The organism is Amycolatopsis oliviviridis, from assembly GCF_014654365.1.
Taxonomy (GTDB): domain Bacteria; phylum Actinomycetota; class Actinomycetes; order Mycobacteriales; family Pseudonocardiaceae; genus Amycolatopsis; species Amycolatopsis oliviviridis.
Map to the genome: position 1 here is coordinate 876,658 of NZ_BNAY01000003.1, position 25,628 is coordinate 902,285.

The 25,628-nt window shown below is 70.0% G+C and carries 21 protein-coding genes and 2 pseudogenes; 6 read left to right on the forward strand and 17 right to left on the reverse strand.

Features of this window, described 5'->3' with window-relative positions; genetic code table 11:
• Positions 1-380: 380 nt before the first annotated feature.
• Genes IE302_RS17250 through IE302_RS17260 form a run of 3 tightly spaced genes read left to right on the forward strand, consistent with a single transcriptional unit; the run spans position 381 to position 3,425 of the window.
• A complete protein-coding gene (locus IE302_RS17250) occupies positions 381-1,943 on the forward strand; it encodes a helix-turn-helix domain-containing protein (RefSeq protein WP_191255497.1) in 1,563 nt (520 codons plus the stop codon).
• Positions 1,940-2,755, forward strand: coding sequence for a class I SAM-dependent methyltransferase (locus IE302_RS17255; protein WP_229907806.1), 816 nt, complete (start codon positions 1,940-1,942; stop codon positions 2,753-2,755). Before IE302_RS17250 ends, IE302_RS17255 begins: the two co-directional genes overlap by 4 nt.
• A 7-nt stretch (positions 2,756-2,762) precedes the next feature.
• Complete coding sequence (locus IE302_RS17260) at positions 2,763-3,425, forward strand: O-methyltransferase (RefSeq protein WP_191255498.1); 663 nt, start codon at positions 2,763-2,765, stop codon at positions 3,423-3,425.
• Here IE302_RS17260 and IE302_RS17265 read toward each other — a convergent pair whose 3' ends face one another.
• The 13 genes and pseudogenes from IE302_RS17265 to IE302_RS17315 form a co-directional block, all read right to left on the reverse strand.
• Complete coding sequence (locus tag IE302_RS17265) at positions 3,426-4,502, reverse strand: HAD-IIIC family phosphatase (protein ID WP_191255499.1); 1,077 nt, start codon at positions 4,500-4,502, stop codon at positions 3,426-3,428.
• Positions 4,499-5,632 (reverse strand): acyl-CoA dehydrogenase family protein, encoded by a 1,134-nt coding sequence (locus IE302_RS17270; protein WP_191255500.1) that lies wholly within the window; start codon positions 5,630-5,632, stop codon positions 4,499-4,501. The genes IE302_RS17265 and IE302_RS17270 overlap by 4 nt, the downstream gene beginning before the upstream one ends.
• Positions 5,625-5,921, reverse strand: a complete 297-nt coding sequence (locus tag IE302_RS17275) for an acyl carrier protein (protein ID WP_229907807.1) — start codon at positions 5,919-5,921, stop codon at positions 5,625-5,627. The genes IE302_RS17270 and IE302_RS17275 overlap by 8 nt, the downstream gene beginning before the upstream one ends.
• Positions 5,922-5,923: 2 nt before the next feature.
• Entirely contained in the window at positions 5,924-6,772 is an 849-nt protein-coding gene (locus tag IE302_RS17280; protein WP_191255501.1) for a 3-hydroxyacyl-CoA dehydrogenase family protein, read from the reverse strand.
• On the reverse strand, positions 6,745-9,198 hold the full coding sequence (locus IE302_RS17285) for a type I polyketide synthase (protein ID WP_191255502.1): 2,454 nt from the start codon (positions 9,196-9,198) through the stop codon (positions 6,745-6,747). Before IE302_RS17285 ends, IE302_RS17280 begins: the two co-directional genes overlap by 28 nt.
• Positions 9,195-11,564 (reverse strand): MupA/Atu3671 family FMN-dependent luciferase-like monooxygenase, encoded by a 2,370-nt coding sequence (locus IE302_RS43310; protein WP_444541942.1) that lies wholly within the window; start codon positions 11,562-11,564, stop codon positions 9,195-9,197. The genes IE302_RS17285 and IE302_RS43310 overlap by 4 nt, the downstream gene beginning before the upstream one ends.
• A pseudogene (locus IE302_RS43315) lies at positions 11,559-12,227 on the reverse strand (AMP-binding protein); the annotation flags it as partial. The pseudogene IE302_RS43315 and the gene IE302_RS43310, both read right to left, overlap by 6 nt.
• Positions 12,210-13,553: pseudogene (locus tag IE302_RS43320) on the reverse strand (condensation domain-containing protein); the annotation flags it as partial. The pseudogenes IE302_RS43315 and IE302_RS43320, both read right to left, overlap by 18 nt.
• A complete protein-coding gene (locus IE302_RS17295) occupies positions 13,550-18,547 on the reverse strand; it encodes a non-ribosomal peptide synthetase (RefSeq protein WP_191255504.1) in 4,998 nt (1,665 codons plus the stop codon). The gene IE302_RS17295 and the pseudogene IE302_RS43320, both read right to left, overlap by 4 nt.
• A 7-nt stretch (positions 18,548-18,554) precedes the next feature.
• Complete coding sequence (locus IE302_RS17300; protein WP_191255505.1) at positions 18,555-18,785, reverse strand: MbtH family protein; 231 nt, start codon at positions 18,783-18,785, stop codon at positions 18,555-18,557.
• Between the two features lie 314 nt (positions 18,786-19,099).
• Entirely contained in the window at positions 19,100-20,332 is a 1,233-nt protein-coding gene (locus IE302_RS17305; RefSeq protein WP_191255506.1) for an MFS transporter, read from the reverse strand.
• Positions 20,329-20,676: a VOC family protein gene (locus IE302_RS17310; protein WP_191255507.1), complete on the reverse strand. Its 348-nt coding sequence runs from the start codon at positions 20,674-20,676 to the stop codon at positions 20,329-20,331. Before IE302_RS17310 ends, IE302_RS17305 begins: the two co-directional genes overlap by 4 nt.
• The gene (locus IE302_RS17315) at positions 20,673-20,831 is read right to left on the reverse strand and encodes a CopG family transcriptional regulator (protein WP_191255508.1); all 159 of its coding nucleotides are present in this window, start codon (positions 20,829-20,831) and stop codon (positions 20,673-20,675) included. Before IE302_RS17315 ends, IE302_RS17310 begins: the two co-directional genes overlap by 4 nt.
• A 523-nt stretch (positions 20,832-21,354) precedes the next feature.
• On the opposite strand from IE302_RS17315, the gene IE302_RS17320 reads away from it, so the two are divergent.
• Positions 21,355-21,990, forward strand: coding sequence for a hypothetical protein (locus tag IE302_RS17320; protein ID WP_191255509.1), 636 nt, complete (start codon positions 21,355-21,357; stop codon positions 21,988-21,990).
• Between the two features lie 5 nt (positions 21,991-21,995).
• The gene (locus tag IE302_RS17325) at positions 21,996-22,505 is read left to right on the forward strand and encodes a hypothetical protein (RefSeq protein ID WP_191255510.1); all 510 of its coding nucleotides are present in this window, start codon (positions 21,996-21,998) and stop codon (positions 22,503-22,505) included.
• Positions 22,506-22,539: 34 nt separating this feature from the next.
• On the opposite strand, the gene IE302_RS17330 is transcribed toward IE302_RS17325, so the two are convergent.
• A complete protein-coding gene (locus IE302_RS17330; protein WP_191255511.1) occupies positions 22,540-23,682 on the reverse strand; it encodes an MFS transporter in 1,143 nt (380 codons plus the stop codon).
• Between the two features lie 77 nt (positions 23,683-23,759).
• On the opposite strand from IE302_RS17330, the gene IE302_RS17335 reads away from it, so the two are divergent.
• Positions 23,760-24,317 (forward strand): helix-turn-helix domain-containing protein, encoded by a 558-nt coding sequence (locus IE302_RS17335; protein WP_191255512.1) that lies wholly within the window; start codon positions 23,760-23,762, stop codon positions 24,315-24,317.
• A gap of 2 nt (positions 24,318-24,319) precedes the next feature.
• Here IE302_RS17335 and IE302_RS17340 read toward each other — a convergent pair whose 3' ends face one another.
• The 3 genes from IE302_RS17340 to IE302_RS17350 are packed head-to-tail and all read right to left on the reverse strand — an operon-like array spanning position 24,320 to position 25,624.
• Positions 24,320-24,727 carry a VOC family protein gene (locus IE302_RS17340; protein ID WP_191255513.1) on the reverse strand — a complete coding sequence of 136 codons (408 nt, stop codon included), beginning with the start codon at positions 24,725-24,727 and terminating at the stop codon, positions 24,320-24,322.
• A 58-nt stretch (positions 24,728-24,785) separates the two neighbouring features.
• The gene (locus IE302_RS17345; RefSeq protein WP_191255514.1) at positions 24,786-24,932 is read right to left on the reverse strand and encodes a hypothetical protein; all 147 of its coding nucleotides are present in this window, start codon (positions 24,930-24,932) and stop codon (positions 24,786-24,788) included.
• Positions 24,929-25,624, reverse strand: coding sequence for a TfuA-like protein (locus tag IE302_RS17350; protein ID WP_191255515.1), 696 nt, complete (start codon positions 25,622-25,624; stop codon positions 24,929-24,931). The genes IE302_RS17345 and IE302_RS17350 overlap by 4 nt, the downstream gene beginning before the upstream one ends.
• Positions 25,625-25,628: the final 4 nt, after the last annotated feature.

Below are 25,628 nucleotides of genomic sequence, written 5' to 3' on the forward strand. Positions count from 1 at the left end.
CGCACGCAATCAACCTGCTCGACGAAGACCGAAATGTCTAGTTATCGTAGCGAAAGCCGCCGGAGACAACGAAGATTGGTTGCAGCGCCCACTATTGCTGTCTATGATGAAGTCCAGCTCCTGGCTGACAGAACCTTGAGGGGGGTTCGTTGAGCAGATCTTGAGATCAACTCGGGACGCGCCAACGAATAGCGAAGTCGCTTCTTCTCGCCTGAACGAACCGGGCTCACGATAAGTAATTTGCATCTCACAGAACTGGGGGGTTTCTTTGTCGTGCAGACAATTTTCGAGACAGATCCGGCGACTCGGGCCGACGCCGTGATCACCGGAGCGGCTTTGTCCATTGTGGATGGTGACCGGGACCGGACCGGGCGGGCGTCGTGATCACGGACTCGGAGTTCGGCGATGTCCTGTCGCCCGGCAGGCTGCTCCCCGAGGCGGAGCGAATCCTGGTCAAGCTGGACCTCGACATGGCCAAGGCGATGGCGACGACGGCGCAGCACCTCCACGGTGACGGCGATTCGGCCGACCTTCTCGCGGCCGAAGTGCTGGTACGGCGGGGTCTTTACCGGTACGCGGGCGAGGTACTGCCCCACCGCCCGCCGGACAACGCCCCGCTGGAGCGCCGGACCCGCTGGGCGGTGACCGCGGCGGCCATCCAGTACTGGGGAGCGGGTGACGTCGAGGCCGCGCACCGGGTGCTGGCCGACGTCGGCGGTCCGGTGACCGAGGCGCACCGCGCCGGCCTGCTGCTGCTGGACGGCTCCACCCGTGCGGCACTGGCCGCGGGCGAGAAAGTGTTGCGGGAACAGTGTTTGCCCGACGGGGCGATCCGGCCCGCGGTGATCGCGGTGGTCGTCGCGGCCGCTCTGTCGGGACGGTTCGACCGGGCGCTGGCGGCGGTCGACCGGGCGGGCCCCGGCAGTCACCGCTCCGCCGAAATCGGTTACGCGCATTGCTTCGCGTCGCTGATGTCGGGCCAGGTGCGGCAAGCGTCCCGGCTGGCCGAGGACGGCTACCGGGACGCGGTGGCCGCCGGGAACGTCGCGGTGGCCGCCGGCTGGCTGGCGCTGCGCGGCCAGGTCGCCAAGACACGGGGCGACCTGGCGGGCGCGATCGCCGATCTGGCGACCGCTTCGCGCCTGTTCGACGGCGGCAACTCGTGCTTCCTGCAGCCGCCGTGCCTCGCCGAACTCGCCGGGGCCCGCGCCATGTTCGGCGATCAGACCGGCGCACGGCAGACCCGGCAGCTCGTCGCCGACCGGGCGTTCGAGAGCCGTCTGTTCGCGCCGTGGCTGGCATTGAGCCAGGCGTGGATCACGGCCGCGGGCGGGGACACCACGCTCGCCGCCCGGCAGGCCCGCGACGCGGCCGACATCGCCATGGCCTCGGGTCAGTACGCCGTCGAGGCCGTGGCGCGCTACGACGTGGCCCGGCTCGGGAATCCCAACGCGGTAAGGCATCGCCTCGCCGCGCTCGCCGGGGTGGTGCAGGGGCCGGTCGTGCCCGCCATGGCGGGCGCCGCGGCCGCGCTGGCCCGGTCCGATCCCGGGGCCTTGGACGCCGCCACGGCGAAGTTCACCGAACTCGGGATGGACCTGCTCGCCGCGGAGACCGCCACCGCCGCGGGAGCGGCCGCGCTGCGGCACACCGCCACGCCGCCCGGCTCGGTCGTGTGTCCTGACGCGAAGACCCCGCTGCTGCGGCTCACCGCCCCGCTGGTCGAGCTGACCAGACGCGAGCGGGAGGTCGCGCTGCTGGCCGCCAACGGCTTCACCAGCCCCGCCATCGGGAACCGGCTGGGGCTGTCCGTCCGCACCGTCGACAACTATCTGGGCCGCGCCTACCAGAAGCTCGGGGTGACCAGCCGCCGCGATCTGGCCCCGCTGGTCGTCGGAGACCGTCCACAACCATCGATCCACGCCGAAGGAGAGCACCGATGACGTCCATGAGCGACCTCGACAAGATCTCGGCCAATCAAGAGGGGTTCAACCTCCGGGCGCGAGCGCATCTGCAATCGTCGTACTACGACGTCGAAAGGTTCAAGCAGGGCTACAACATGCTGCGCAAGCTGGAGCAGGAGGAGCTGGGCGACGTCAGCGGCCAGTCCCTGCTGGAACTCCAGTGCCACATCGGCGTCAACTCGCTTTCGCTCGCCCGCATGGGCGCCCGGGTGACCGGCACCGACATCTCGGACGAGGCGATCGACATCGCCCGTGATCTCGCGGAGGAACTCGACCTCGACGCGAAGTTCGTCCAGGCGAACCTCTACGACCTGCCCAAGGTGCTCGACGGCGAGTTCGACCGGGTGTTCACCGGCTACGGCACGCTCTCGTTCCTGCCCGACATCCGCGGCTGGGCCGAGGTGGCGTCGCGGTACGTCAAACCGGGCGGCACCCTCACGATCGTGGAGATCCACCCGATCCTCAACCTCTTCGACTCCGTCGACGGGGAACTGCGGGTGACCCGCTCGCTGTTCGAATCCCGGCAGGTGCACCACGAGATGTCCGCGAGCTACGCCGACCGGATCGAGGACGAGGTGGCGGTGGAGACGCACAGCATCTACGGCTGGCGGTGGACCGTGGAAGAGGTGGTGAACGCGCTCATCGACGTCGGCATGACCATCGAGCGCCTCCGCGAGGTGCCCTACGACGCGCGGCAGCGGCTCCCGCTGATGGTGCCCGACGGCGACCACAACTGGCGGATCCCGGGCGACCCGATCCCGCTGTCGTTCGCCTGCGTCGCGAGGCGGTGACCACGACATGGCAGATCAGATCGTGGCGACGCCGGAACTCCGCGAATACGTCCGGGCCATGTCCCTGCGGGAAGATCCGATCCTGGCCGGGCTGAGGACGGAGACCGCGGGGCTGCCGGGCGGGGTGGCCATGCAGGTCATGGCCGAGGAGGGCCAGCTGCTGACGCTGCTCGCCGGGCTGTCCGGTGCCCGCTCGGTACTGGAGATCGGCACCTTCACCGGCTACAGCACGCTGTGCCTGGCGCGGGCGGTGCCGCCGGACGGCACGGTCGTCACCCTCGACCGGGACGGACGGTGGCCGGCGATCGGCGTCGACTACTGGCGGCGTGCCGAAGTCGACGAACGCATCGAGGTCCGGATCGGTGACGCGACGAAAACTCTCGCCGCCCTCGCGGAGGAGCGGGGCGGCGAGAGTTTCGACTTCGTGTTCATCGACGCGGACAAGGCCAACTACGGGGCCTACTTCGAGGCCTCGCTCGGCCTTGTCCGGCGGGGAGGGCTGATCGTCATCGACAACACGCTCTTCTTCGGCCGGGTGATCGACCCCGCGAGCCAGGATCCGGACACCGTCGCGATCCGGGCGTTCAACGCGGCGGTGCGCGACGACCCGCGAGTCGATGTCTCGATGCTCACGATGGCCGACGGAATCACCCTCGCCCGGAAGAAGTGATCAGGTCGTGGACAACCGGACAGCGGAGAGACGCAGCGTGCCGGGCGCCGGTCTCGGTGCCGGCGTGAGGTGCAGGCGCCGCGTCTCCCCGCTGTCCGGCGACGGCAGTCCGGCGACACACGCGCAGTGCTCGTCGGTGAACCCGGCGAACCGGTACGCGACTTCCATGATCCGGTTCCGCGCGGTCGGCCGGAAGTCCGCGACCAGATGGGCCCCGGCCGACGCGGCCTCGTCGACCAGCCAGTTCAGCACGGTGGCGCCGGCACCGAAGGAGACGACCCGGCACGAGGTGGCCAGGAGCTTCAGGTGCCACACCTCGGGACCGGTCTCCAGCAGCGCGACACCGACGGCGCCGTGCGAGCCGAAGCGGTCGCTCATGGTCACCGCGAGGACCTCGTGACGCGGGTCGTCCAGGAGCGCGCGCAGATCGGCGTCGGAGTAGTGCACACCGGTCGCGTTCATCTGGCTCGTCCGCAGGGTCAGCTCCTCCATCCGGGACAGGTCCCCGGCGGTGGCCCGGCCGATCTCCATCACGAGTTCCAGCGAACGCAGGAACTCCTCCGACGGCCCGTCGAACGACTCCTGCTCGGCCTGGCGCCGCACGTTCGCCTGGTACATCTGGCGTCGGCGGCGCGAATCGACCGTCACCGTCGCCGGGTTGAACTCGGGCAGCGAAAGCAGGCCGGGAATCGACTCGGCCGGATAGGAACGCACCTCCGGCAGATGGAACTCCACCTCGGCGCGTTCCGCCGGCTGGTCGTCGACGAAGGCGATCGTGCCGTGGGCGAACTTCAGTTCGTCGGCGATCTCCCGGACCGACGCCGATTTCGGGCCCCAGCCGATCTTCGCGACCACGAAGTACTCGGCGACACCGAGGGCTTCCAGGCGCTCCCAGGCGGGATCGTGGTCGTTCTTGCTGGCGACCGCCTGCAGGATGCCGCGTGAGTCGAGTTTCAGGATGGTCTCGTGGACGTGGTCGTCGATGACCACGTCGTCCCCTTCGAGCAGGGTGCCTTTCCACAGCGTGTTGTCCAGGTCCCAGACGACACATTTGACGGTGGTGATCGGTTCGTTCATCGCGCCTCCTGCCGGACTGTGCCGGTCCCGCTCGCCAGGGCGTGCCTGGCCAGCTCCAGCTGGCATATCTCGCTGCTGCCTTCGATGATTTCCATCAGCTTCGCGTCCCGGTAGGCGCGGGCGACGACGTGGCCGTCCGACGCGCCGGCCGAGGCCATGATCTGCATGGCCGACGTCGTCCCGCGCACGGCCTCGGTCGCGCTCACGTGTTTCGCGAGGACAGTGGCGATCACGACGTCCGGCGAGCCCGATTCCCAGCACTCGCTCGCGTTCCGGCACACCGCGGTCGCGACCTGCTCCGCGGCGTAGAGCTCGGCGACCCGGCGGGAGACCAGCTGGTGCTCCGCGATCGGTTTGCCGAACTGCCTTCGTGATCTCGCGTGTTCGGTCACCGCGCCGAGACAGCCGCGCAGGATGCCGGCACAGCCCCAGGCCACCGACATCCGGCCGTAGGACAGGGCCGTCGTCACCAGCATCGGCAGCGACAGCCCGATCCCGCCGAGGACGTTCGCGGCGGGCACGCGGACGCCGTCCAACCGGACGTTCGCGTGCCCCGCCGCACGACAGCCGATCGGGTGCGGGATCTTCTCGATCCGCACCCCTTCGGCGTCCGTCGGCACGACGACCGCCGCCGCGCCGTCGCCTGCTTTCCCGATGACGACGATCAAGTCGGCGTAGGCCGCGGCGGTGATCCACGTCTTGCCGCCGTCGACGATGACGGTGTCCCCGTCGAAGCGCAGCCCGGTGGTCATCGCGCCGAGATCGCTGCCCGCGTCCGGTTCGCTGAAGGCGACGGCCGCGAGCCCGCCGCCGGTCAGCCGCGGCAGGAACCGGGCCCGCTGTTCCCGGGTGCCGAGGCGTTGCACCGTCCACGCCGCCATGCCCTGCGAGGTCATCACACTCCGCAGGGAACTGCACAGGCTGCCGGCGTGGGCGGTGAGCCGCCCGTTCTCCAGGCTGCCCAGGCCGAGCCCGCCGTACTGTTCCCGCACTTCGGCACAGAGCACGCCCTCGGCACCGAGTCCACTGAGGACGGTGCGTGGGATCTCACCGTCGAGATCCCACGCACCGGCTTCGTCTTCGACCAGCCGCCAGACATCCTTGTGGAGTAAGGAGACCCCGTCAGACATCGCTGTCGGCGGCAGACTCCGCCTGGAGCCGGCCGACGAGGGTGGCCATGCTCTTGACCGTGCAGAAGTTGGACAGCTGCAGGTCCGGCCCGGCGACGGTCACCGCGTAGGCCTGCTCCAGGAACATGACCAGCTGCATGGCGAACATGGAGTTGGCGACACCGGTGGCGAAGAGGTCCTGATCCACCTCGGGGGTGGTCCGGGTCTGCTCGGCCACGAACCGGGTGATCTCGTCGATGACGGCGTCCATTTCGAAGGGCGCCTTTGCGGTCTGCTGTTCCGGGGTCATGACTATGCCTCACTGTAGACGTAGAAACCGCGGCCGCTTTTACGGCCGAGTTCGCCTTTCCGAACCTTTTCGAGGAGAAGCTCACCGGGACGGCACCGCTCGTCGCCGGTCCGGGCGTACAGCGCTTCCAAGGCGTCGACGAGGTTGTCGATGCCGATCAGGTCCGCGGTGCGCAGCGGACCCGTCGGATGACCGAGACAGCCCTGCATCAGGGTGTCCACGTCCTCGACGGTGGCGGTGCCGGCACTGACCACCTGTGCCGCGTCGTTGATCATCGGGTGCAGGAGCCTGCTCGTCACGAACCCGGGCGCGTCCCGGACGACCACCGGCTTCCTGCCGAGCCCGGTCAGCAGCGAGAGCACCGATTCGACGGTCTTGTCCGCGGTCCGCGGGCCGCGGATCACCTCGACCATCGAGATCAGGTACGCGGGATTCATGAAATGCGTGCCGATGAGGTCTTCCGGGCTTTTCACCCACGCCGCCATCTCGTCGATGGGTATGCCGGAAGTGTTGGAGATCACCGGGGTCCCGGGCCGGACCAGCGCCGAGACGGCGGTGAGCACTTCCGCTTTCTTCTCGGGCAGTTCGGTGACCGCCTCGATGACCGCCGTCGCGTCCGCGACGTCGTCCAGCGAAAGTGTCGTGCGCAGCTTCGCCGGGGTGCGCCCGGGCGGGAGCGCACCCGTCAGCCGAGCGTGCCGCAGCCCGTTGGCGGACGCCGCGGCGGCGCGGTCCAGCACGCCCTCGTCGACGTCCACCAGTACGACCGGCACCCCGTGCCCGACGACGAGCGTCGAGATCCCGGTGCCCATGACACCCGCGCCTACGATGGCAATGAGTGGCTCGTCCATGACGCCTCCTCCAGACCCAGTGGTTCGTAACTGCCGGAGTCCGGCCCGATCCAGTACCGGCGACGCTGGAACTGGTAGCCCGGCAAAGAAACCCGCCGCGGTCGCGAAGCGCCGCGGAAAGCGTCCCAATCCATGTCCACAGTGGACTTCCACAGCTCTCCGGCGGCGTCGAGCAGGTCGGCGGCGCCGGATCGGTCCCCCGCCGGGGACGGCAGTGACGGCAAGGCCCTCAGCCCCGTCGTCTCCTGCCCCGTGACGATCTCGGTCAGCGTGCTGCCCGGCCCGACCTCCAGCAGGATCCGGCCGGGTTCACCGGCCAGCTCCCGCAGACCGTCGGCGAACCGGGCGGGCGCGCGGAAGTGGCGGGCCCAGTGCGCCGGCTCCGCGGCTTCCTCCGGGCCGATCCAGGTCCCGGTCGCCCCGGAGATGTAGGGCACCTGCGGCGGTTTGAGCTCGTGGCGCGCCACCACGGCGGCGAACTCGGACGCGTCCGAGCCGGGCACCCCGCCCGCCCCGGCGCGGGAACGGATCTCGGCGCCGGCGATCGTGACGGCGATGGCGTCCGCCAGGTCGATCACTCCCGCCAGGCAGGCCGCCACGTACTCGCCGTCGCCCTCACCGATCATCGCGGCGGGACGCACACCCCACGACTGCCACAACCGCGCGAGGGACCACTGCAGGGAGAATGCCTCCGCCGCCGTGACCCGCACGTCGTTTCCGAGCAGTGGCCGCGAAAGTTCGGCGCAGCGGTCCATCTCCTCGGCGAAGACCGGCTCGTCGCGGTAGATCGCCGAAGCGGCGTCCGGCCGGTGCGAGCCGCTGCCCGGGAACATGAAGACCACCTGGCGGGCGGCCTTCCCGGCACCGCCGGTGTCCCGTGCCAACGTCCGGAGAGCGGCGATCGCCTCGTCCCGGTCGCGGCAGACCAGATGCCGCCGGAGCGGGAACCCACGCCTGCCGGTTTGCAGGGTGTAGGCGACGTCGGCGAGGTCGAGGTCGTCTTGGCGCTCCAGGCGGCCGGCGAGTTCGCCCGCCGCGTCCGCCAGGGCCTTCCCGGTACGCGCGGACAGCACGAGCAACTGCCGGTCGCGGGCGTCCGGCGTGGCGGCCCGCCGCGTCGGCGCCTCCTGGAGCACCACGTGCGCGTTGGTGCCGCCGACCCCGAAGGCGCTGACACCGGCGCGGCGCGGCGTCGCGCCCCGCGACCAGGGACGGGCGGTGGTCGGGACGTAGAACGGGGTGCGGTCCAGTGTCAGGGCCGGATTGGGCGCGTCGAAGTTGATGCTCGGCGGGATCTCGCCGTGTTCGAGCGCCAGCACCGCCCTGGCGAAACCCGCCGCCCCGGCGGCGGCGTCCAGGTGACCGATGTTGGCCTTCACCGAACCGATCGCGCAGTACCCGCGCTCACGGGTGTCGAAGGCCTTGGTGAGCCCGGCCACCTCGATCGGGTCGCCGAGCGGGGTACCCGTGCCGTGCGCCTCGACGTAGCCGATGGTCTCCGACGGCACCCCGGCGACCGCGTGCGCGGTGGCGATCACCTCGGCCTGCGCCTGCGAGTTCGGCGCGCTGAAGCCGAACTTCGCCGAACCGTCGTTGTTGACCGCGGTCCCCATGATCAGCGCGCGGATGTGGTCGGAGTCCGCGAGCGCGTCGCTCAGCCTGCGGAGCGCCACGATCGTGACGCCGTAGCCGGGGACGGTCCCGCTGGAGGCGGCGTCGAACGGACGGCAATGGCCGTCACGCGCGAAGATGCCGCCCGCGACCACCGGATAGCCGCCGATCAGCGGGATGGGCAGCGCCACCCCGCCCGCCAGCGCCATGTCGCATTCGTGGCTCAGCAGTGCCTGGCAGGCGAGATGGATGGCCACCAGCGACGTGGAACAAGCCGTCTGGACGCTCATCGCGGGCCCGCGGAGGTCGCATAGGTACGCCGCCCTGGTCGCGAGGAAGTCCTTGTCGTTGTACGGCCGGGCGGAGAAGGCCGCCAGCGATTCCCGGAACCGCGCGTTCGCCAAGAGGTTCAGCGGCAGGTACTTGTTCGCGAAGCAGCCGCCGTAGACACCCACGGCGCCGTCGAACCGCGACGGGTCGTGCCCGGTGTCCTCCAGCGCGTGCCAGGCGCATTCGGCGAAAAGCCGTTGCTGCGGATCGCTGATCTCCGCCTGCCGCGTGTCGTATCCGAAGAACTCCGCGTCGAAGTGATCCGCGTTCTCGATCACCGCGGCGGCGGGCACGTAGTCGGGGTGGGCCACCATTTCCGCCGGCCAGCCGGCGTCGACCAGCTGCCGGGTGCTGAACCTGCTGACCGACTCGACGCCGTCCCGCTGGTTGCGCCAGAACTGTTCGATGGTGTCGGCTCCCGGCAACCGCCCGGCGAGCCCGACGACCGCGATCGGCTCGATCTTGTCTTCCATTCCGGTACTCACACCCCTGCCCTCCCCGGACGCCGCGGGGCGGCGCGTCGGGCGGTGCCGCGGGCGACACCCGCGCCGACCGCCTCGTCGGCCCCTTCGGCCGGTTTGCGGTCGAGGGCCTCGGCGAGTGCCCTCGCGGACGGATACCGGAACATGTCGACCAGCGACAGCCCGTTGTCCCGCTGTTCGAGCAGCCGGGCCCTGGCCACCACCACGAGCAGCGAGTTCCCGCCGAGCTCGAAGAAGCTGTCGTCCACGCCCACCCGGTCCACGCCGAGCACCTCCCGCCACACGTCGGTGACCAGCCGCTCGGTCGCGTTCGTCGGCGGCGCGTACTCGGTGGTGCTCTCGGGCCGCGCGTCCGACAGGTCGGGCAGCGCCCGGCGGTCGACCTTCTTGTTCGGGGTCAACGGAATCGCGTCGATGGCGTGGAAGGCGCCGGGCACCATGTAGGCGGGCAGCCGCGTGGCGAGGAACGACCGCAGTTCGGCACCGGTCGCCCGCTGCCCGGACTCCGGGACGTAGTAGCCGACGATCCGTTGTTCCGCGCCGGAGCCCCGGATGACGGCGACCGCCGACCGGACCCCCGCGTGTTCGCCCAGCGCCGTCTCGATCTCGCCGAGCTCGATCCGGTGACCGTGCAGCTTCACCTGGTCGTCGAGCCTGCCGAGGAACTCGAGCCCGCCGCCTGCCGTCCAGCGGGCGAGGTCGCCGGTCCGGTAGACCCGGGCGCCCGGCTTCTGGCCGAACGGATCGGGCTGGAAGCGTTCGGCGGTCACCTCGGTGCGGTTGAGGTAACCGCGGACGACGCCGTCCCCGCCGAGCAACAGTTCCCCGGGTACGCCCGCCGGGCACAGCCGGTCGTCGCGATCGACCACGTAGGCCCGGACGTTCGCCAGCGGCCGCCCGATGGACACCGGGCCACCGCCGGGCCGGATCCGGGACGTCGTCGCCCAGACCGCGGCCTCGGTCGGCCCGTACATGTTGTGCACCGTGCCGCCGACGGCGTCGGCGAGCTCACCTGCCAGGTCGGTGGGAAGCGCCTCGCCACCCACCAGCAACCGGCTGAGCCGGGGCAGTTCGGCACGCGCTTCCCGATCCGCCAGCAGCGCGCGGGCCAGTGACGGCGTGCACTGCAGATGCGTCACCTCTTGCTCGCGCAGCTGCTCGGCGATCGGCTCCTCGTCGTCCGCGAGCGCGGCGTGCCGCCGCTCTTCGCTGATCTCCCGGACGGTCGTCAGCTGAGGCAGGGCTTCGAGCGCCGCCTTTTCGTCGACGCCGAAGTCGATCAGGCAGGCGACCTCGTCGACCCCGGCGGCCTTCATCCGGTCCACCATGTCGGCGCAGACCTCGGGGGTGCCGAGCAGGCTCGCGGTGGCGAAGAAGCGGTCGAAGGCCCGGTCGACCAGCTCCCGCAGTTCCTTGGGGGACAACGCCTTGAAGTCCTCGGCGCTCCCGGTGGTGGCGCCGAGCGAGGCGATCAGGTCGAAGGAGGTCTCCAGGTACCGGCTCATCGGCTCCCGGACCAGCTCCCGCACCTCGTCGAGGTCCTGGCCGACGAACGTGTGGACCATGACCGCCACATGGCCGTCCCCGGGTCCGTGCCCGTATTCGCGCCAGCTCTCGCGATACAGCGCGATCTTCTCGGCCAGCTCCTCCAGGTTGTGCCCGAGGAGATGGGTGAGCACCCCGGTGCCCGCCTCGCCCGCCATCCGGAAGGTCTCCGGATGTTTGGCGCTGGTCAGCCACACCGGCAGCTCCGGCTGGACGGGCCGGGGGAACACGCCGACCTCGACGTCGGCGCCGACACCGTTGCGGCGTAGCACTTTCTCGCCGCTCCACAGCTGCCGGACCTCCGCGAGACCGTCCATCATCAGCTGCTTGCGCTTCTCGAAATTGTCCGGTGCGAGCGCGAAATCGTTGGCGTGCCAACCGGAAGCGAGGGAGATCCCGGCCCGGCCCGCCGAAAGGTTGTCCACGACGGACCATTCCTCGGCCACCCGCAACGGATCGTGCAACGGCAGCACCACACTGCCCGCGCGTACCTGGACCCGTTCGGTGATCGCGGCGACGGCCGCCGCCATCACCGACGGGTTCGGGTACAGCCCGCCGAACCGGTGGAAGTGCCGTTCGGGAGTCCACACGGCCGTGAAACCGTTGCGGTCGGCGAATTTCGCGCCGTCGAGCAGCAGCCGGTAGCGATCGTCGGAGGTGGCTTCCGAGTCGCTGCCGAAGTAGAGCAGGCTGAAGTCGATCGGGCGGGTGCGGGCCTCGGCGACCGCGGCCGATTCCGCGGCGACCGAGGCCGACGCCAGCGGCGGCTCGCCTCGGAGCACGACACGGTGGCCGTGCGTCAGCGCCCACAGCAGCTCGACCACGGAGATGTCGAAGGAAACACTCGTCACCGCGAGCCAGGTGCTCGGCTCGTCGGCGCCGAAGACGTCGTTCATCCCGGCGAAGAGGTTGACCACGTTCCGGTGGGTGACCATGACGCCCTTGGGCCGCCCGGTGGACCCGGACGTGTAGATCACGTACGCCAGGTTGTCGGCCGTGGCCGACGGCGGCGTGTCTTCGGGCAGGTCGCCCGGCTCCCCGGTCAGCTCGGGCACCACGACCTGGGCGGCGCCGAGCCGTCCCGCGGCCGCGGCGGACCGGGAGTCCGCCACGACCAGCCGCACCCCGGCGTCACCGACCATGAAGGCCAGCCGGTCACGCGGATATCCGGGATCCAGCGGGAGATACGCCGCGCCCGCCTTGAGAATTCCCAGCAGGGTGACCATCAGCAGGGAAGTGCGGCCGAGGTGGACGCCGACCGGCTCGTCCGGTGTCACGCCGAGCCGGCGCAACCTTCCGGCGAACCGCTCGGCGAGCCGGTCGAGCTCGCGGTAGGTCAGGGTGGCGTCGGAGGCGACGACGGCGACCGCGTCGGGCGTCGCGGCCACCCGCTCCGCCAGCAGCTCGTGCACCAGAGCGTCGGGGATCCCGGCCTCGGCACCGGACTGCCAGCCGGTCAAGGTGGCGACCTCGGCCGCCGGCAGCACCGCGAGTTCGTCCACGGGCCGGTCCGGGGCGTCCGCGGCGGCGGTCACGACCTGGACGTAGCGCTCGGCGATCCGCTCGGCGGTCGCGGCCTCGAACAGGTCCGTGCTGTATTCCAGCCGTCCGGTGACGCCGGCCGGGGTCCGCGCGAGACTCAGCGTGAGGTCGAACCTCGCCGTGCCGGTGTCGCCCAGCACCTGCCGCACCTGGCAGCCGTCCAGGCGAAGCCCGGCCCCTTCCTCTTCGTACCGGTAGCTGAACAGCACCTGGAACAACGGATTCTGGGCGAGGTCCCGGTCGGGATGCAGCTCTTCGACGAGCTTCTCGAACGGCAGGTCCTGGTGGGCCAGCGCGCCCTTGACCTCCGTCCACAGCCGCTGGATCAGCTCACGGAACGTCGGGCCGGACCCGAGGTCGCAGCGGAGTACCAGGGTGTTGGTGAAGAACCCGATGAGCCCGGCCAGTTCGGGCCGTTCCCGGCCGGAGACCGGGGTGCCGACCACGACCTCGTCCTCGCCGACCTGCGCCCGGAGCAGCACCGCGAAAGCGGCGAGCAGTACGCTGTAGAGCGTGACACCTTCGCTCCGGCCCAGTTCCTCGAGCCGCTCGATCGCCGAAGGCGGCAGCTCGAACGTGAGCGCTGCGCCGCGATAGCTCTGCACCGGCGGGCGGGCGTGGTCGGTGGGCAGATGCCGGGCGGGCATACCCGCCAGCCGATCCGTCCAGTACCCCAGCAGCCGGTCGAGCTCGGGCCCGGCCAGCGTGTCCTGCTGCCAGTCGGCGAAATCCGCGTACTGCATGGGCAGGTCGGGCTCGCGCCCTTCCGTGCCGGCGAGGGCGGCCCGGTACTGGACTTCGATCTCCTTGCCGAGCATCCCGACCGACGCCGCGTCACAGGCGAGGTGGTGCAGGGTGATCAGCAGCCGGTGCCGCTGCTCGCCCAGGCGCAGCAGCCGGGCCCGGACGACCCGGCCCGCCACCAGATCGAACGGGGCGCCCGCCTCCTCGTCCGCGAGCCGGGCCACCTCGTCCGCCGACCGGCCGGGCACGGTCAGGTCGACGACGGGGATGGACACCGGCGCGGGCGGCAGGACGACCTGATGCGGCGTCCCACCGCTCGATCGGAAGGCGGTCCGCAGGATCTCGTGGCGCCGCACGACTTCGGTCAGCGCCCGTTCGAGTTCCGGATGGTGCAGCGGGCCGGTGATGTCGTAGCCGAGCGGGACGTTGTAGACCGCGCTGCCCGGCTGCAGCTGATCGAGGAACCACAGCCGCCGTTGCGCGTACGACAGCGGCGCCGCGCTGTCCTCTTCGTGGGTCCCGCTCACCGCTGCACCTCGCTTTCCTGATCGAGCAGCCCCACGACCGTGCGGCGGGCACGCGGCCGGATCGGACCAGGACCGGTTCCCGGTCCCGCGGACGCGACGGCCACCGCGTCCGCCAGATTCGCCACGGTGGGCCGCTGGAGGAACAGCGCCATCGGCACCGCGACCCCGAAGGCGTCGTTCACCTGGGCGACCAGCCGGGCCGCGAGCAGGGAATGGCCGCCGGACCGGAAGAAGTCGTCGTCGCGGCCCACCCGCCGGTCGTGGAGCAACGCCGAGGCGAGCTGCGCGACGCGCTCTTCCGTTTCCGTCTGGGGCAGCTGTTCCGCCTCGGGCACGACCGGGGTGCTCGGTTCCAGCGCGGCCAGCGCGGCGTGATCCACCTTGCCGTGTTCGGTGAGCGGCAGTTCGGCGAGCACCGTGACCGCGTCCGGCACCATGTACACCGGCAGCCGGTCACGCAGGAACTCCAGGAGTTCCTCGCCGTCGGCGTCGCTCTGGGCGTACGCGAAGAGCGCGAGTTCGGCCCCCTCCGCGGGCGCTCGGGCGATGACCACGGCATCCCGGACCGCCGGATGTTCGCGGAGGACCACCGCCACCTCTTCGGGTTCGATCCGGAACCCGCGGATCTTCACCTGCTCGTCCGCCCGGCCGAGGAACTCCAGTTGCCCGTCGGGCAGCCAGCGGACCAGGTCGCCGGTGCGGTAGAGGCGGGCGCCGGGCAGGCCCGCGAACCGATCGGCGGGGAAGGTCTCCGTGGTGAGCTCCGGACGGTTCACGTAACCGCGGGCCACCGCCGTCCCGCCGAGATACAGCTCGCCGCGGACACCGGTGGGCACTCGCTGCCCTTCGGCGTCCAGCACGTGCGCCTGGACCCCGGCGATCGGCCTCCCGATCGGCGGCCGGAGCCTCGCCGGTCCCGCCGGGACGAGTCCGGCGGTCGCGACCACCGTGTTCTCCGTCGGCCCGTAGTGGTTGAACAGCCGGAACGGCAGTCCCTCCGGCGGTGCCGACGGCAACGCGTCGCCACCGGTCAGCAGCGCGCGCAACGCGGTGCCGTCGGGCCACGGCTCGGTCAGGACGGCCGCGGCGATCGGGGTCGGCAGGAACGCCGAGGTGATCCGCTCGTCGCCGAGCCAGCGCACCAGTTCCGCCGGCGCGGCCCGGAATTTCGGCGGGACGACGCACAGCGTGGCGCCCGCCGCGAGGGTCGGCCAGATCTCCCACGTCGACGCGTCGAACCCGGGACTCGCGAACAGCGTGGTCCGGTCGCCGGGCCCGAGCTCGTACTCGGCCACGTGCCAGGCGACCAGGTTCGCGAGTCCCCGGTGTTCCAGCGCCACGCCCTTGGGCCTGCCGGTCGATCCCGACGTGTAGATGACGTACGCCAGCCGCTCCGGGGTGATCGGATCGCCGGGGTCGACCTGCCCGTCCGCGACAGGGGCTCCCAGGTCGATCACGCGCATGCCGTTGGTGGACTCCGGCAGGTGCGGCCGCATCCGCAGGGTGGTGAGGACCTTCCGCACGCCCGCGTCCCGCAGCATGAAGTCGATCCGCTCGGCCGGGTAGTCCGGGTCGACGGGCAGGTAACAGCCGCCCGCCCTGAGCACCGCGAGCTCGCCGACCACCAGCTCGACGGAGCGGTCGGCGCACACCGCGACCGGTTCCTCGGCGGCGATGCCCGCTTCTTGGAGTTCGTCGGCCAGCCCGCCGGCGCGCCGCCACAGGTCGCCGTAGGTGAGCTGTCCCTCGGGCCAGCTCACCGCGACGGCGTCCGGTCGTGTCCGTGCCTGCCGTTCGATCAGCTCGGTGACCGGCTCGGCGCCCGCCTCGCCGGGTCCGTGTGCCCAGTTTTCGAGCTGGTCCGCCTCCTCGTCCGGGAGCAGGCGCAGCGCCCCGATCCGCGTCCCCGGCCTGGCCACCGCGTCGGCGAGCAGGGTCAGGTAGTGCGTGACCATCCGGTCCATGGTGGCCTCGTCGAACAGGTCCGCCGAGTGCTCCCAGATCATCGCGAGGTCGTCGTCCTCGGCGCTGGAAGCCCGGCCGAGACGCTGCTCGGCGCGCGGGATCACGATCACGTTGAGATCGGATTTGGCCGAGCGGTTCGAGCGTTCGGTGACCCGGCCGGTGAGCCCGCCGAAGTCGATGTCCGGCACCGCGGAGTCGTGGAAGCTGAACATGACCTGGAACAGCGGGGTGCGCGACGGGTCGCGGGCCGGGTCGATCGCGTCGATCACCGCGTCCACCGGGGTGTCCGACCAGGCCAGTGTTTCGGCGACGCTCTGCCGCGCCTGCTCCAGCAGTTCGCTGAACGGCTGATCGGCCGACACCTTGGTGCGCAGGACAAGCGTGTTGACGAGCATGCCGAGCAACGGCTCCAGCTCGGGCACGTTGCGGTTCGCCGCGCCGGTGCCGACGAGCATGTCCCGCTGTCCGGTGTAGCGGTACAGCAGCGCCGCGAAACCCGCGTACATCGTGGAGAACAGCGACACCCGGTTCTCGCGGCTGAAGGACCGCAGCGCCCGGGCGAGCCCAGCCGGGATCTTGATCCGCGGCGCCCGGCCGCGGAAGGTCATCACCGGCGGCCGCGGCCGGTCGGCGGGCAGTTCCAGGGTGTCCGGGGCGCCTGCCAGCCGGGCGGTCCAGTGGTCGACGTGCGCGCGGAGCACGTCGCCGCGCATCCAGTCCCGCTGCCAGTGCGCGTAATCCGCGTACTGGACGGCCAGTTCGGGCAGCGGCGAGGGCTGCCCGGCGGCGAAGGCCGGATAAAGGGCACCAAGCTCGGTCAGGAACACCGAGAGCGACCATCCATCGTGGACGAAGTGGTGCTCCACGTGCAGGAAGGTGTTCTGCCCGTTTTCGTGCCGCAGCAACACCCAGCGGGCCAGTGGCGGCGCGTTCAGATCGAACGGCTGGCGCAGTTCCGCGGCGACGACGTCGTCCGCGTCCGCGGCCGGGACGTCGAGCACCTTGAACGGCGCCTTGGCCTCCGGCAGCGGGCGCTGGTGTCCCACGCCGTCGATCGCGACGAAGGCGGTCCGCAGGATTTCGTGCCTGCGAACGATTTCGTCCAGCGACGCGCGCAAGGCGTCGACGTCCACCTCGCCGTTCAAGGACACCGAGGCCTGGAAGTTGTAGGCCAGGTTGCCCGGCGACAGCTGCTCGAAGAACCAGACCCGTTCCTGGGGCAGGGAAAGGGGAATCGGCCGGTCCCGATCGGCCCGCCGCACCGGCGGCGCGCTCGGCGCGACCGCGACGGGTTCCTGGCCGTCGCTTCCGGCCGAGGCGGCCCGCTGGTCGATGATCGCCGCGAGACCGGCGACGGTGGGCGCGCCGAACAGTTCGGCGACGCTCACCACGACGTCCAGCTCCGCCGCGATGTGCCCGGCCAGCTGCCCGACGAACAACGAGTTCCCGCCCAGGGCGAAGAAGTCGTCGTGCGCGCCGACCTCCGTGATGCCGAGCGACCCGGCCACGATCCCCGCCAGCGCCACCTCGGTCGGGGTGGTGGGCGGCGCGGCGACGTCGGCGAGACCCGCCGCCGCCCGGTCGGGGGCGGGCAGCGCGGCGCGGTCGACCTTTCCGTTGGGGGTCAACGGCAACTCGGGCAACACGACGATCGCCGAGGGCACCATGTAGCCCGGCAGCCGGGCCGCGACGAACTCGACCAGCTCGGCGGTCGGGACGCCGGTGACCACGTAGCCGACCAGGCGCGCGTCCGGGCGGCCCGAGTTTTCGACCGCCACGAAGGCGTCCCGGACACCGGGGTGCTGCTTGAGCACCGTGGCGACCTCGCCGGGTTCGATCCGGAAACCGCGGATCTTGGCCTGGTCGTCGTACCGGCCGATGTACTCGAAGACCCCGTCCGGGCGGCGCCGGACCTTGTCACCGGTGCGGTACATCCGCTGCCCGGGGACGGCGATGTCCGGCACGAACGCCGCCGCCGTACCCACCGGATCGCCCAGATATCCGCGCGCCAGGCACTCGCCCGCCAGGCACAGCTCGCCCGCTTCGCCGTCGGGAACCGGGTCGAGCCCGTCGAGCACGTAGCAGCGCACACCGTCGACCGGAACCCCGATCGGCGGCGGCACGGGCCCGCCCGGCAGGACCTCGCCCGCCGTCACCTTCACCGTGGTTTCGGTCGGCCCGTAGAGGTTGACCACCGGGAACGGCAGTCCGTCCGGCACCCCGCGCTGCATCGCCGAGCCACCGGTGTGCAGGCACCGGAGCACCGTGTGCGCGGGCCAGGTCTCGTCGAGGATGGCCTCGGCCAGCGGCGTGGGCAGGAAGGTCACGGTGATCTGCTCGTCGGCCAGCCAGGCGGCGAGCGACGGCGGCGAGGTGCGCACCTCGGCGGGCGGGATGACCAGCGTGGCGCCCGCGGTCAGGGTGAACCAGATGTCCTGGACGGACACGTCGAAACCGGGACTGGCCAACAAGGTCGACCGGTCGTCGCGTCGCGTTCCGTAGGTCGAGTGGTGCCAGCGCATCAGGTTGGCCAGGCTCGCGTGGGTGACCGCGACGCCCTTCGGACGGCCGGTCGAACCCGACGTGTAGATCACGTACGCCAGCGCGGCGTCGTCGACCCGGGGCGGTTCCGGAACGGTCGCCGCGGGCGGTTCTCCGGTCAGCTCGATCAGCAGGACGTCGTCGCCGAGCGGCGCCCCACCGGACACCAGCGGCGCGGTGCTGAGGACCGCGACGGCGCCGGAAAGTTCGAGCAGCTGGCGGATCCGCGCGGCCGGATGGGCCGGGTCGAGCGGCAGGTACGCCGCGCCGGCCAGCAGGACGGCCAGCTCGGCGACCACCAGTTCCGCCGAACGGTCGGCGTAGACGGCCACGACGCTGTCCTGGCCCACCCCGCGCTTCGTGAGCTCGTTCGCCAGGGCCGACGCGTGCGCGGCGAGACTCCGATAGGTCAGCCGCCGCTCACCGTCCTGCACCGCGACCGCGTCCGGGGTTTCGACCACCTGGGTGTGGAATTCCTTCAGCACCATCTCGCAGTCATCCTTCGCCGTGAGAGTGGTTGACAGAACCGGCGGGCTCCACGGCCCGGCGCAGGCTCAGCGGGCGCATGTCCGTCCAGACCTCACCGATGTGGGCCAGGCATTCCGCCTCGGAACCGCTGACACCGTCGCCGCGCCAGCCGAGCGGCAGGTCACGGCCGGCGGGCCAGATCGAGTACTGCTCCTCGTCGTTGAGCACGACCACATAGGACTGGGTCTCTCCGTCCATGGGTTCCTCCGGTTCGGCGGGATACGGGTTAACCTGCTGCTGGTCGTGCCCCTGTGGCCGTCCTGTCGGGCGTCGCGGCCGTGGACACGGAGAAGACGGGCACGGCGAGCGCTGCGGGATCGGAGAACTACATCCCCCATGCGTGCCACTCCACCAGCATGGGCCGCATCGGTTCCCGGCAATAGAGTATGGCGATTACTCTAGTGCTCCCCGATGTTTCGAATCCCGAAGTCGATCTTGTTGCCATTCGGCGCATTCGGCGGACGCGACGGGTCGGCCGAATGGACGGTGCACGTCTGTCTACTTAGGACAGATCAGCGTGCGGCGACGGCGGCCGCCGCCAAGGCGGCCGCGAAAAGCAGGTACGAGGCGAACAGGCCGGTGCCGGAAGAACTCAGCGCGCCGCCGACGGCCCGGCCGAGCAGTTGCCCGACGCATTCCGCGGTGATGACGGCGGTCGCGAGTTCCGCGGCGGGGAAACCGTTCGAGTCCGCGGTCGTTGCTCTGATGTAGAGGCCCGGATAAGCCAGTCCGACGCCGATTCCCGCGAGCGTCCAGGCGACGAGGGCCACCGGGAACGAACCGCCGAAAGCGACGGCGGCGGTGCCGAGGGCGGTCAGGCTCAGGCCTATCACGGGAAACCGCGGCGAGGCGAATTTCGTGGCCACCAGACTGGTCAGCGCCCAGCCCAGCGGGGCGGCGCTCAGGACGATCGCCGCCTGCCCGAGGCTCACCTGGAACCCGGTCGTCAGCAGAACGGTGATCAGGCTGTCCGCACCGAAATAGCCGATCGCGAACAGCACCATCGCGCCGAGCGCGGCCGGTATCCCCGGCCGGAGGCGCGCGGTTCCTTCCGGCAGGATCGCGATCATCCCGGCGACGGTGATCGCCGCCCCGGCCAGCGCGAGCGGCCACCGGCCCGCGCTGAACACGACACACGCCGCGCCCAGCGGCACCGAAAGAGTCCGCAGCAGCGGGCGCGGCGCCTCGGCGGAGGGCGGGTCGCCGCGAGTGGCACGAACGACCAGCAACCGCCCGAAAAGGACGAACGGCACCGGCAACACCAGGGTCCACCGCCAGCCCACGAGGTGTTCGAGACCGAGGGTGGCGGCCGGGCCGATCAGGGCGGGCAGGATCCACATCGCCGAGGACGCCGCGACCACGCGGATCCGCAGCCGGTCGTCGAGATGCCGGATCGCCGAGCTGACCCCGAAAACCGCGAGCAGACCGCTGGCGAGCCCGGCGGAGAACTGGCCGAGCGCGAACATCCACGCCGTCCGCGACACGGCGGCCAGGAACAGCCCGCCGAGGTAGGCGATCATCCCGGCGGCGAGGGTGCCGCGAGGACCGAGACGGCCGAGAACCCGGCTCGCCAAGGGAAGCGCGACGAACAGGCCCAGCGTCGAGCCGGCGATCAAAAGACCGAGACTGTCCCTCGCGTCGAGTTCGGCGGCGACGACGGGCAGCAGGGTGGACGCGACGAAACCGGTGACCGCGGCCGCGAACTCGAGCGCGACGATGCCGACGGCCAGCCGGATCCCGGTCATGTGTAGAGGTCTCGCTCGTAGAGGTTGAGCTGCACCCAGACCCCGTCGGGATCCTGGACGCGCATCGAGTACCCGTGGCTTTCGTCCATCGTCGGCCCGGGCTCGAATCCGGCCGCCCGCAGGCGTTCCGCGACGTCCTCCAGCGGTTCGCCGACCTCGAAGGCCAGCTCGCAGCGGCCCACGTCCTCGCCGGACGCCTGGTGGATCGCCAGTATCCCGCCCTCGGCGGGCAGTTCGACCCAGCCGCCGGGGCGCGACACCGAACCGGTCCGCAGGCCGAGCGCCTCGTAGAACCGCTTCATCGCCGCGACGTCGGAGCTGTAGCGGATCGGCATGACCTTCATCGTTCGCGTTCCTCACTGGTCCGCAGGTAGTCCTCCAGCACCCGTTCGACGAACGACGAGAGCGACTCGTCGGCGTCGACGGACGCGTGCTTCACCCGCTTGATGAGGTCGGGCGGCAGGTAGACGTTGAATTGCCGTTTCTCGACCCGGTCCATGCTCGCATGCTAGCAAATGAGCACAAGCGGACGGCACCCTGAAACGGTGACACCAACCGCTCACCTAGTTGCTGCATGATGCATGGTGCCGCTACAGTGGGTCACCAAATCACGCAAGTGGTGATGAGTCGTGCGCGAAGAGTAGTTACTCAGACTCGCTGAAGAGGCGTTGACCACAAGGCCAGCCGAGGGGGAAGGGTAGTCGTTGGGCACCCGCTACCACGACAAACCGGAACTGAATGAGGTCATCAAGGAGCTTGTCGAGGAGCACGACTGGACCATCCGTCCCGGCGGCCACGGCTTTGTGCTGATGTGCCCGTGCGGATACGACTCGATCTCAGTACCCCACACTCCGCCGAACGTCGGCAATGCCGCTCGTCGGCTGCGTCGACGTGCGGATCTGTGCCCCGATCGACACGCCAACACGCCCCGACCCCTGCCCAAGGGCCGATCGAGTTAAGCCTGTTTCACTCCCGAAACAGACGTGGTACGTTGGGTTACAGCGCTGACCAAGGAGGGTGTAATGGGTCAGTATGAGTTGATCTTCAGTATCGATCGCCTCGAAGAGGAGCACGCCTTCGAGATTTCCAACACGATCGACGTCATGTACAGCGAACACGGCAGAACGAGTTTGCTGACAGTCACCAGCGAAGGCGATACGGCCTTGACAGCCGCCACGGACGTGGTCGCGCAGCTTGAGACCCAGTTCGGCGTCATCATTCACCGTGCCTATGAAGACCTGGTCACAAAAGCTGACATCGCCGGGCGAGCCGGCGCCACAGTACAAGCCGTCGGCCAGTGGGTTCGCGGTGTTCGCCGGAAAGAACTGCCGTTTCCCGAACCATTCAATCTGGTCAGTGGCGGCGTTTGGCTTTGGGCAGATGTCAACGAATGGCTTCGAGAAGCGGGCAAGACTTACGATGATGAGGTCCTGCACCCGAATCACGACGATCTCGAACTGATCAACGCGTGGCTACGAACTCGGACATCCAGCCAGCCGTCTCGACGCATCAATCTGATACGCCTCGGCTCGGCCACAAGTGAGCAGAACGGTGTCCAGTTCACTGCCTCGGCTCAATCCACGCGTGGAGTGCACGCTTCGGCCGTTCGCGCTCCCGACGTTGTCTGGACCCGCGCCGACTATGAAATGGCAGGCTAGCCGGAATGAAGTCGGTCACCACAGGCCGCGACTTGCTCAACCTGCTCGATCTTGTCAATGTGCAGTTCTACGAGGTCAGCGCCAGGCTCGATTCAGGTTTTCCGGCCGGTGTCGCTGCGGCGATCAGCAGCGGTGACACCGGCGCGGACCAGGACTCGGCCACGAACGAAGAGCAGGAAACCGGCCAAAGCGACCCGCAGTTCTGGACGTTTTTCGTCCATGTCGACAACACGAGCGTCAATCTCCGGGGCCGCTTGACGATCAATGCTCCAGATGCCGGGTATGCCGTCGATGCCGCTGTCTTCTATACAGCCAAAGAAGAAGTGACCATCGACCGCGAAGCGCTGGAGGAATTTCTCAATCGAGCAGCCATGATTGCGCTCTATCCCTTTGTCCGTGAAGCTCTGCATGAGGCTGGCCGTAAGATCGGGGCAAATCCGCCATTACTCGGGATCTACGACCCTCAAGAAATCCAGATCCGGCTCAGCGATCCAGTTTCCGCGCAGTCTGACTAGTCGATTTTTCTTTTTGCGGACGCAATGACGCACTTCAATGGTTGCGATCCATGAGCACAAGCGGGATGGTGACCAGCGCCAGGGCCGCACCGATCCACGGGATGACGCTCAGCGAAGCCCCCAGGTCCAGTGCCCCGGCGGCGAAGGCCGGGGTGAGGCTGATGCCCAGCTGGAAGGCGGAGACCGTGGTCGCGCCGGCGAGGGTCGGGGCGGACGCGGCGATCGTGAACACCCGCCCGTAGAGCGCCGGGTTGATCACGAAGGCCGCCACTCCCAGCAGGAACACCAGCGGCACGACGACCCACGCGGAATCCGCGAAGAGGGCGAGCAGCGCGGAGAACACCACGATGCCGAGAACCCCGCCGAGCAGGGCGTGACGCGGGCGCCGGTCGGAGATCCGGCCGCCGACGGAAAGCCCGGCGAAGGCGCCGATCCCGAACAGGGCGAGGACGGCGGGGATCCACACCGCGGGCAGGACGTCCGCCAGCATCGCCGACAGGTAGTTGAAGGACACCATGTACGCGGCGGTGCTCAGGATCGTGACGGCGTAGACGCCCCACAGGCGCCAAGAACGCAGGGCGCGCACCTCACCCGAAAGACTCGGGGCGGCGGACGCGGTGGCGGGCAGGCCGACGGCGCAGGCGACCACGCCCAGGACGGTGAGCGCCACGACGCCCCAGAATCCGCCGGTCCAGTCCGTGAGGTTGCTGAGCAGGGTGCCCGCCGGTCCCCCGGCCACCATGGCGACGCTGAGCCCGGCGACGACGACGCCGGAAGCGCGGGCGTTGCGGTCGGGTGTCACCAGGCTGATCGCGGTCACCGCGGCGACGGCGAAGAAGCCGGCGTAGGCGAGTCCGGCGACGAACCGGGTGACCATCAGGGTCCAGTAGTCGTCGGCGAGCAGACCGGTCGCGATGGCGGCGGCGAAGACGGCTTGCGTGATCATCAGCGCCGTCCGCCGCGGCCATTTCAGGCTGAGCACGGCGAACGGTGGACCGCCCAGGACGACGCCGAGGGCGAACGCGGTGATGAGGGCGCCCGCGGAAGACAGGGAGACGCCGAGGTCCGCGGCGGCCGAGGGCAGGACCCCGGCCATCAGAAACTCGGCGCTCCCCATCGCGAACAGGCTGAAGGAGAGGAGGTAGACCCCGATGGGGAGCCGCTGGGTTTCGATCATGGCGCCAGCGTCGGCGCCTTCTGGCTGTTTCGGCAAAGAACATTGCCGGAATCGGGACGAGCTGCTGTGCTGGCCCGATGGCGAGCCAACCCACCGTCACCGCGGCGATCGAGCTGATCGCGCCCCGTCTGCGCCGCGCCCGGGAGAAGAAGGGCACGACGCTGGTGGAGCTCAGCCGCGCCACCGGCATCTCCACCAGCACCCTGTCCCGGCTCGAATCCGGGCAGCGGAAACCGAGCCTCGAACTGGTGCTGCCGGTCGTCGCCGCGCTGGGCGTGCGCGTCGACGAGATCGTGTCGTCACCGAGGGTGCTCGAACCGCCCGAGGACGGCCGCGTCCTCATCCCGCTCACCCGGCACGAGAACGGGCCCCGCGCTTACAAGATGACGATCCCGGCGGGCGACGACGAACCCCGCCCGCGCACGCACACCGGCCGCGAATGGCTCTACGTGCTGCGGGGCAGGCTCCGGCTCGTGCTCGGCGACCAGGACGTCGTCCTCGGCCCCGGTGAGGCGGCCGAGTTCGACTGCCGGACGCCGCATTGGTTCGGCGCCACCGGCCGCGGGCGGGTCGAGGTGCTCAGCCTCTTCGGTGAGCAGGGCGAACGGGTCCACGTCCGCGCCCGCACCCGGTGAGGTCAGACGCGCTGCTGGATACGGATCAGGTTCCCGGCCGGGTCGCGGACGGCGCCGTCCCGCAGGCCGTACGGCTGGTCGGTCGGCTCCTGGATGATCTCGGCGTTGCCGTCGGCGAGGTGCTTGAAGAGGCCGTCGAGGTCGTCCGAGGAGAACAGGATGCCCGCGTACGTGCCCTTGGCCATCATCTCGCCGATGACGCGGCGCTCGTCCTCGGTGATGCCGGGATCGACCGCCGGCGGGTGCAGCACGATCGAAACGGGCTGCCCCGGCGGGCCGACGGTGATCCAGCGCATCCCCTCGTAACCGACGTCGTTGCGCACCTCGAAGCCGAGGAGGTCGCGGTAAAACGCGATGGCGGCTTCGGGGTCGGTCTGCGGAAGAAAGCTCCCGTGAATGGCGATGTCCATGCCGGTCACGCTAGGTGAGACCGCTTTGCGGCGCTTCTCGATTCCTGATCGCCTCGGGTCACTCGATCGACGTCATGATCGTCATGGTCAGGGACTCCAGCGTCCCCTGGACGCCGTCGGACGAGGTCCGCACGGCCTCCAGGAACCGTTCGAGCTGCTCGGGGCTGAACCCGGCCAGCGGGGCGAGCGAAGGGTCGACGTTCACAGCGCACCTCGGTCTTCGACGGGTTTGATCTGTGGTTTGACGGCCGGGTCCAGGTGCTCCCGCATGGCCGCGAGGAGCAGCAGCGCGTCCTCGCGTTTCGTGTCGGGGGCGCCCGCGGCGAAGAACGCGGCGATCCTGGCGTACTCGTCCTCCGGGACCTCCCGGCGCAGCAGCATGAGCACGGTCCGGTTGACGCGTTGCGGGAAGTACAGCTCCTTGGCGATCTCCAGGAACCGCTCCCCCGTTTCGGGGGCGAACGCGCCCTGCTCGACGCCGGCGGCGATGGCGAACCGCATGTTCACCATCGGCTCCGACAACGCCGAGAGGTTCTCCTCGTCGTAGGTGACGGCGACCTCGTCGTCGGCGTCGATCCTCCCGGAGAAGTACTCCTCGTAGATCTTGCCGACGCCGACCATGCCGAACGGCGAGCATTCCGCCGCGCGCAAGGCGCCCATGCTCGACGAGCCGAACATCGTGACGCCGCGGTCCATCGCTTCGAGCACCTCCTTCGGCGAGATGCACAGGCTCTGCAGGAAACGGCCGTCCACGATGCCGATCGCCTCGGGCGGCTCCGGCCGGGCCAGCAGTTCGGCGAGGTCGCCCCGTTTGACCGGCGGCAGGAACTCGACGTCGAGTTCGGCCGAAGCCGACTCGAGGTCGATGCTCGGGCCGATGAAAACCACTGCGCGCATGACG

Excerpts from the sequence above, each read along its gene's own strand:
- IE302_RS17260 (WP_191255498.1), top strand. The coding sequence starts at position 2,763 with ATGGCAGATCAGATCGTGGCGACGCCGGAACTCCGCGAATACGTCCGG.
- IE302_RS17340 (WP_191255513.1), bottom strand. The coding sequence starts at position 24,727 with ATGGACATCGCCATTCACGGGAGCTTTCTTCCGCAGACCGACCCCGAA.
- IE302_RS17325 (WP_191255510.1), top strand. The coding sequence starts at position 21,996 with ATGAAGTCGGTCACCACAGGCCGCGACTTGCTCAACCTGCTCGATCTT.
- IE302_RS17305 (WP_191255506.1), bottom strand. The coding sequence starts at position 20,332 with ATGACCGGGATCCGGCTGGCCGTCGGCATCGTCGCGCTCGAGTTCGCG.
- IE302_RS17330 (WP_191255511.1), bottom strand. The coding sequence starts at position 23,682 with ATGATCGAAACCCAGCGGCTCCCCATCGGGGTCTACCTCCTCTCCTTC.
- IE302_RS17295 (WP_191255504.1), bottom strand. The coding sequence starts at position 18,547 with ATGGTGCTGAAGGAATTCCACACCCAGGTGGTCGAAACCCCGGACGCG.
- IE302_RS17255 (WP_229907806.1), top strand. The coding sequence starts at position 1,940 with ATGACGTCCATGAGCGACCTCGACAAGATCTCGGCCAATCAAGAGGGG.
- IE302_RS17350 (WP_191255515.1), bottom strand. The coding sequence starts at position 25,624 with ATGCGCGCAGTGGTTTTCATCGGCCCGAGCATCGACCTCGAGTCGGCT.
- IE302_RS17270 (WP_191255500.1), bottom strand. The coding sequence starts at position 5,632 with ATGTCTGACGGGGTCTCCTTACTCCACAAGGATGTCTGGCGGCTGGTC.
- IE302_RS17280 (WP_191255501.1), bottom strand. The coding sequence starts at position 6,772 with ATGGACGAGCCACTCATTGCCATCGTAGGCGCGGGTGTCATGGGCACC.
- IE302_RS17315 (WP_191255508.1), bottom strand. The coding sequence starts at position 20,831 with ATGGACCGGGTCGAGAAACGGCAATTCAACGTCTACCTGCCGCCCGAC.
- IE302_RS17320 (WP_191255509.1), top strand. The coding sequence starts at position 21,355 with ATGGGTCAGTATGAGTTGATCTTCAGTATCGATCGCCTCGAAGAGGAG.
- IE302_RS17310 (WP_191255507.1), bottom strand. The coding sequence starts at position 20,676 with ATGAAGGTCATGCCGATCCGCTACAGCTCCGACGTCGCGGCGATGAAG.
- IE302_RS17275 (WP_229907807.1), bottom strand. The coding sequence starts at position 5,921 with ATGACCCCGGAACAGCAGACCGCAAAGGCGCCCTTCGAAATGGACGCC.
- IE302_RS17300 (WP_191255505.1), bottom strand. The coding sequence starts at position 18,785 with ATGGACGGAGAGACCCAGTCCTATGTGGTCGTGCTCAACGACGAGGAG.
- IE302_RS17265 (WP_191255499.1), bottom strand. The coding sequence starts at position 4,502 with ATGAACGAACCGATCACCACCGTCAAATGTGTCGTCTGGGACCTGGAC.
- IE302_RS17335 (WP_191255512.1), top strand. The coding sequence starts at position 23,760 with ATGGCGAGCCAACCCACCGTCACCGCGGCGATCGAGCTGATCGCGCCC.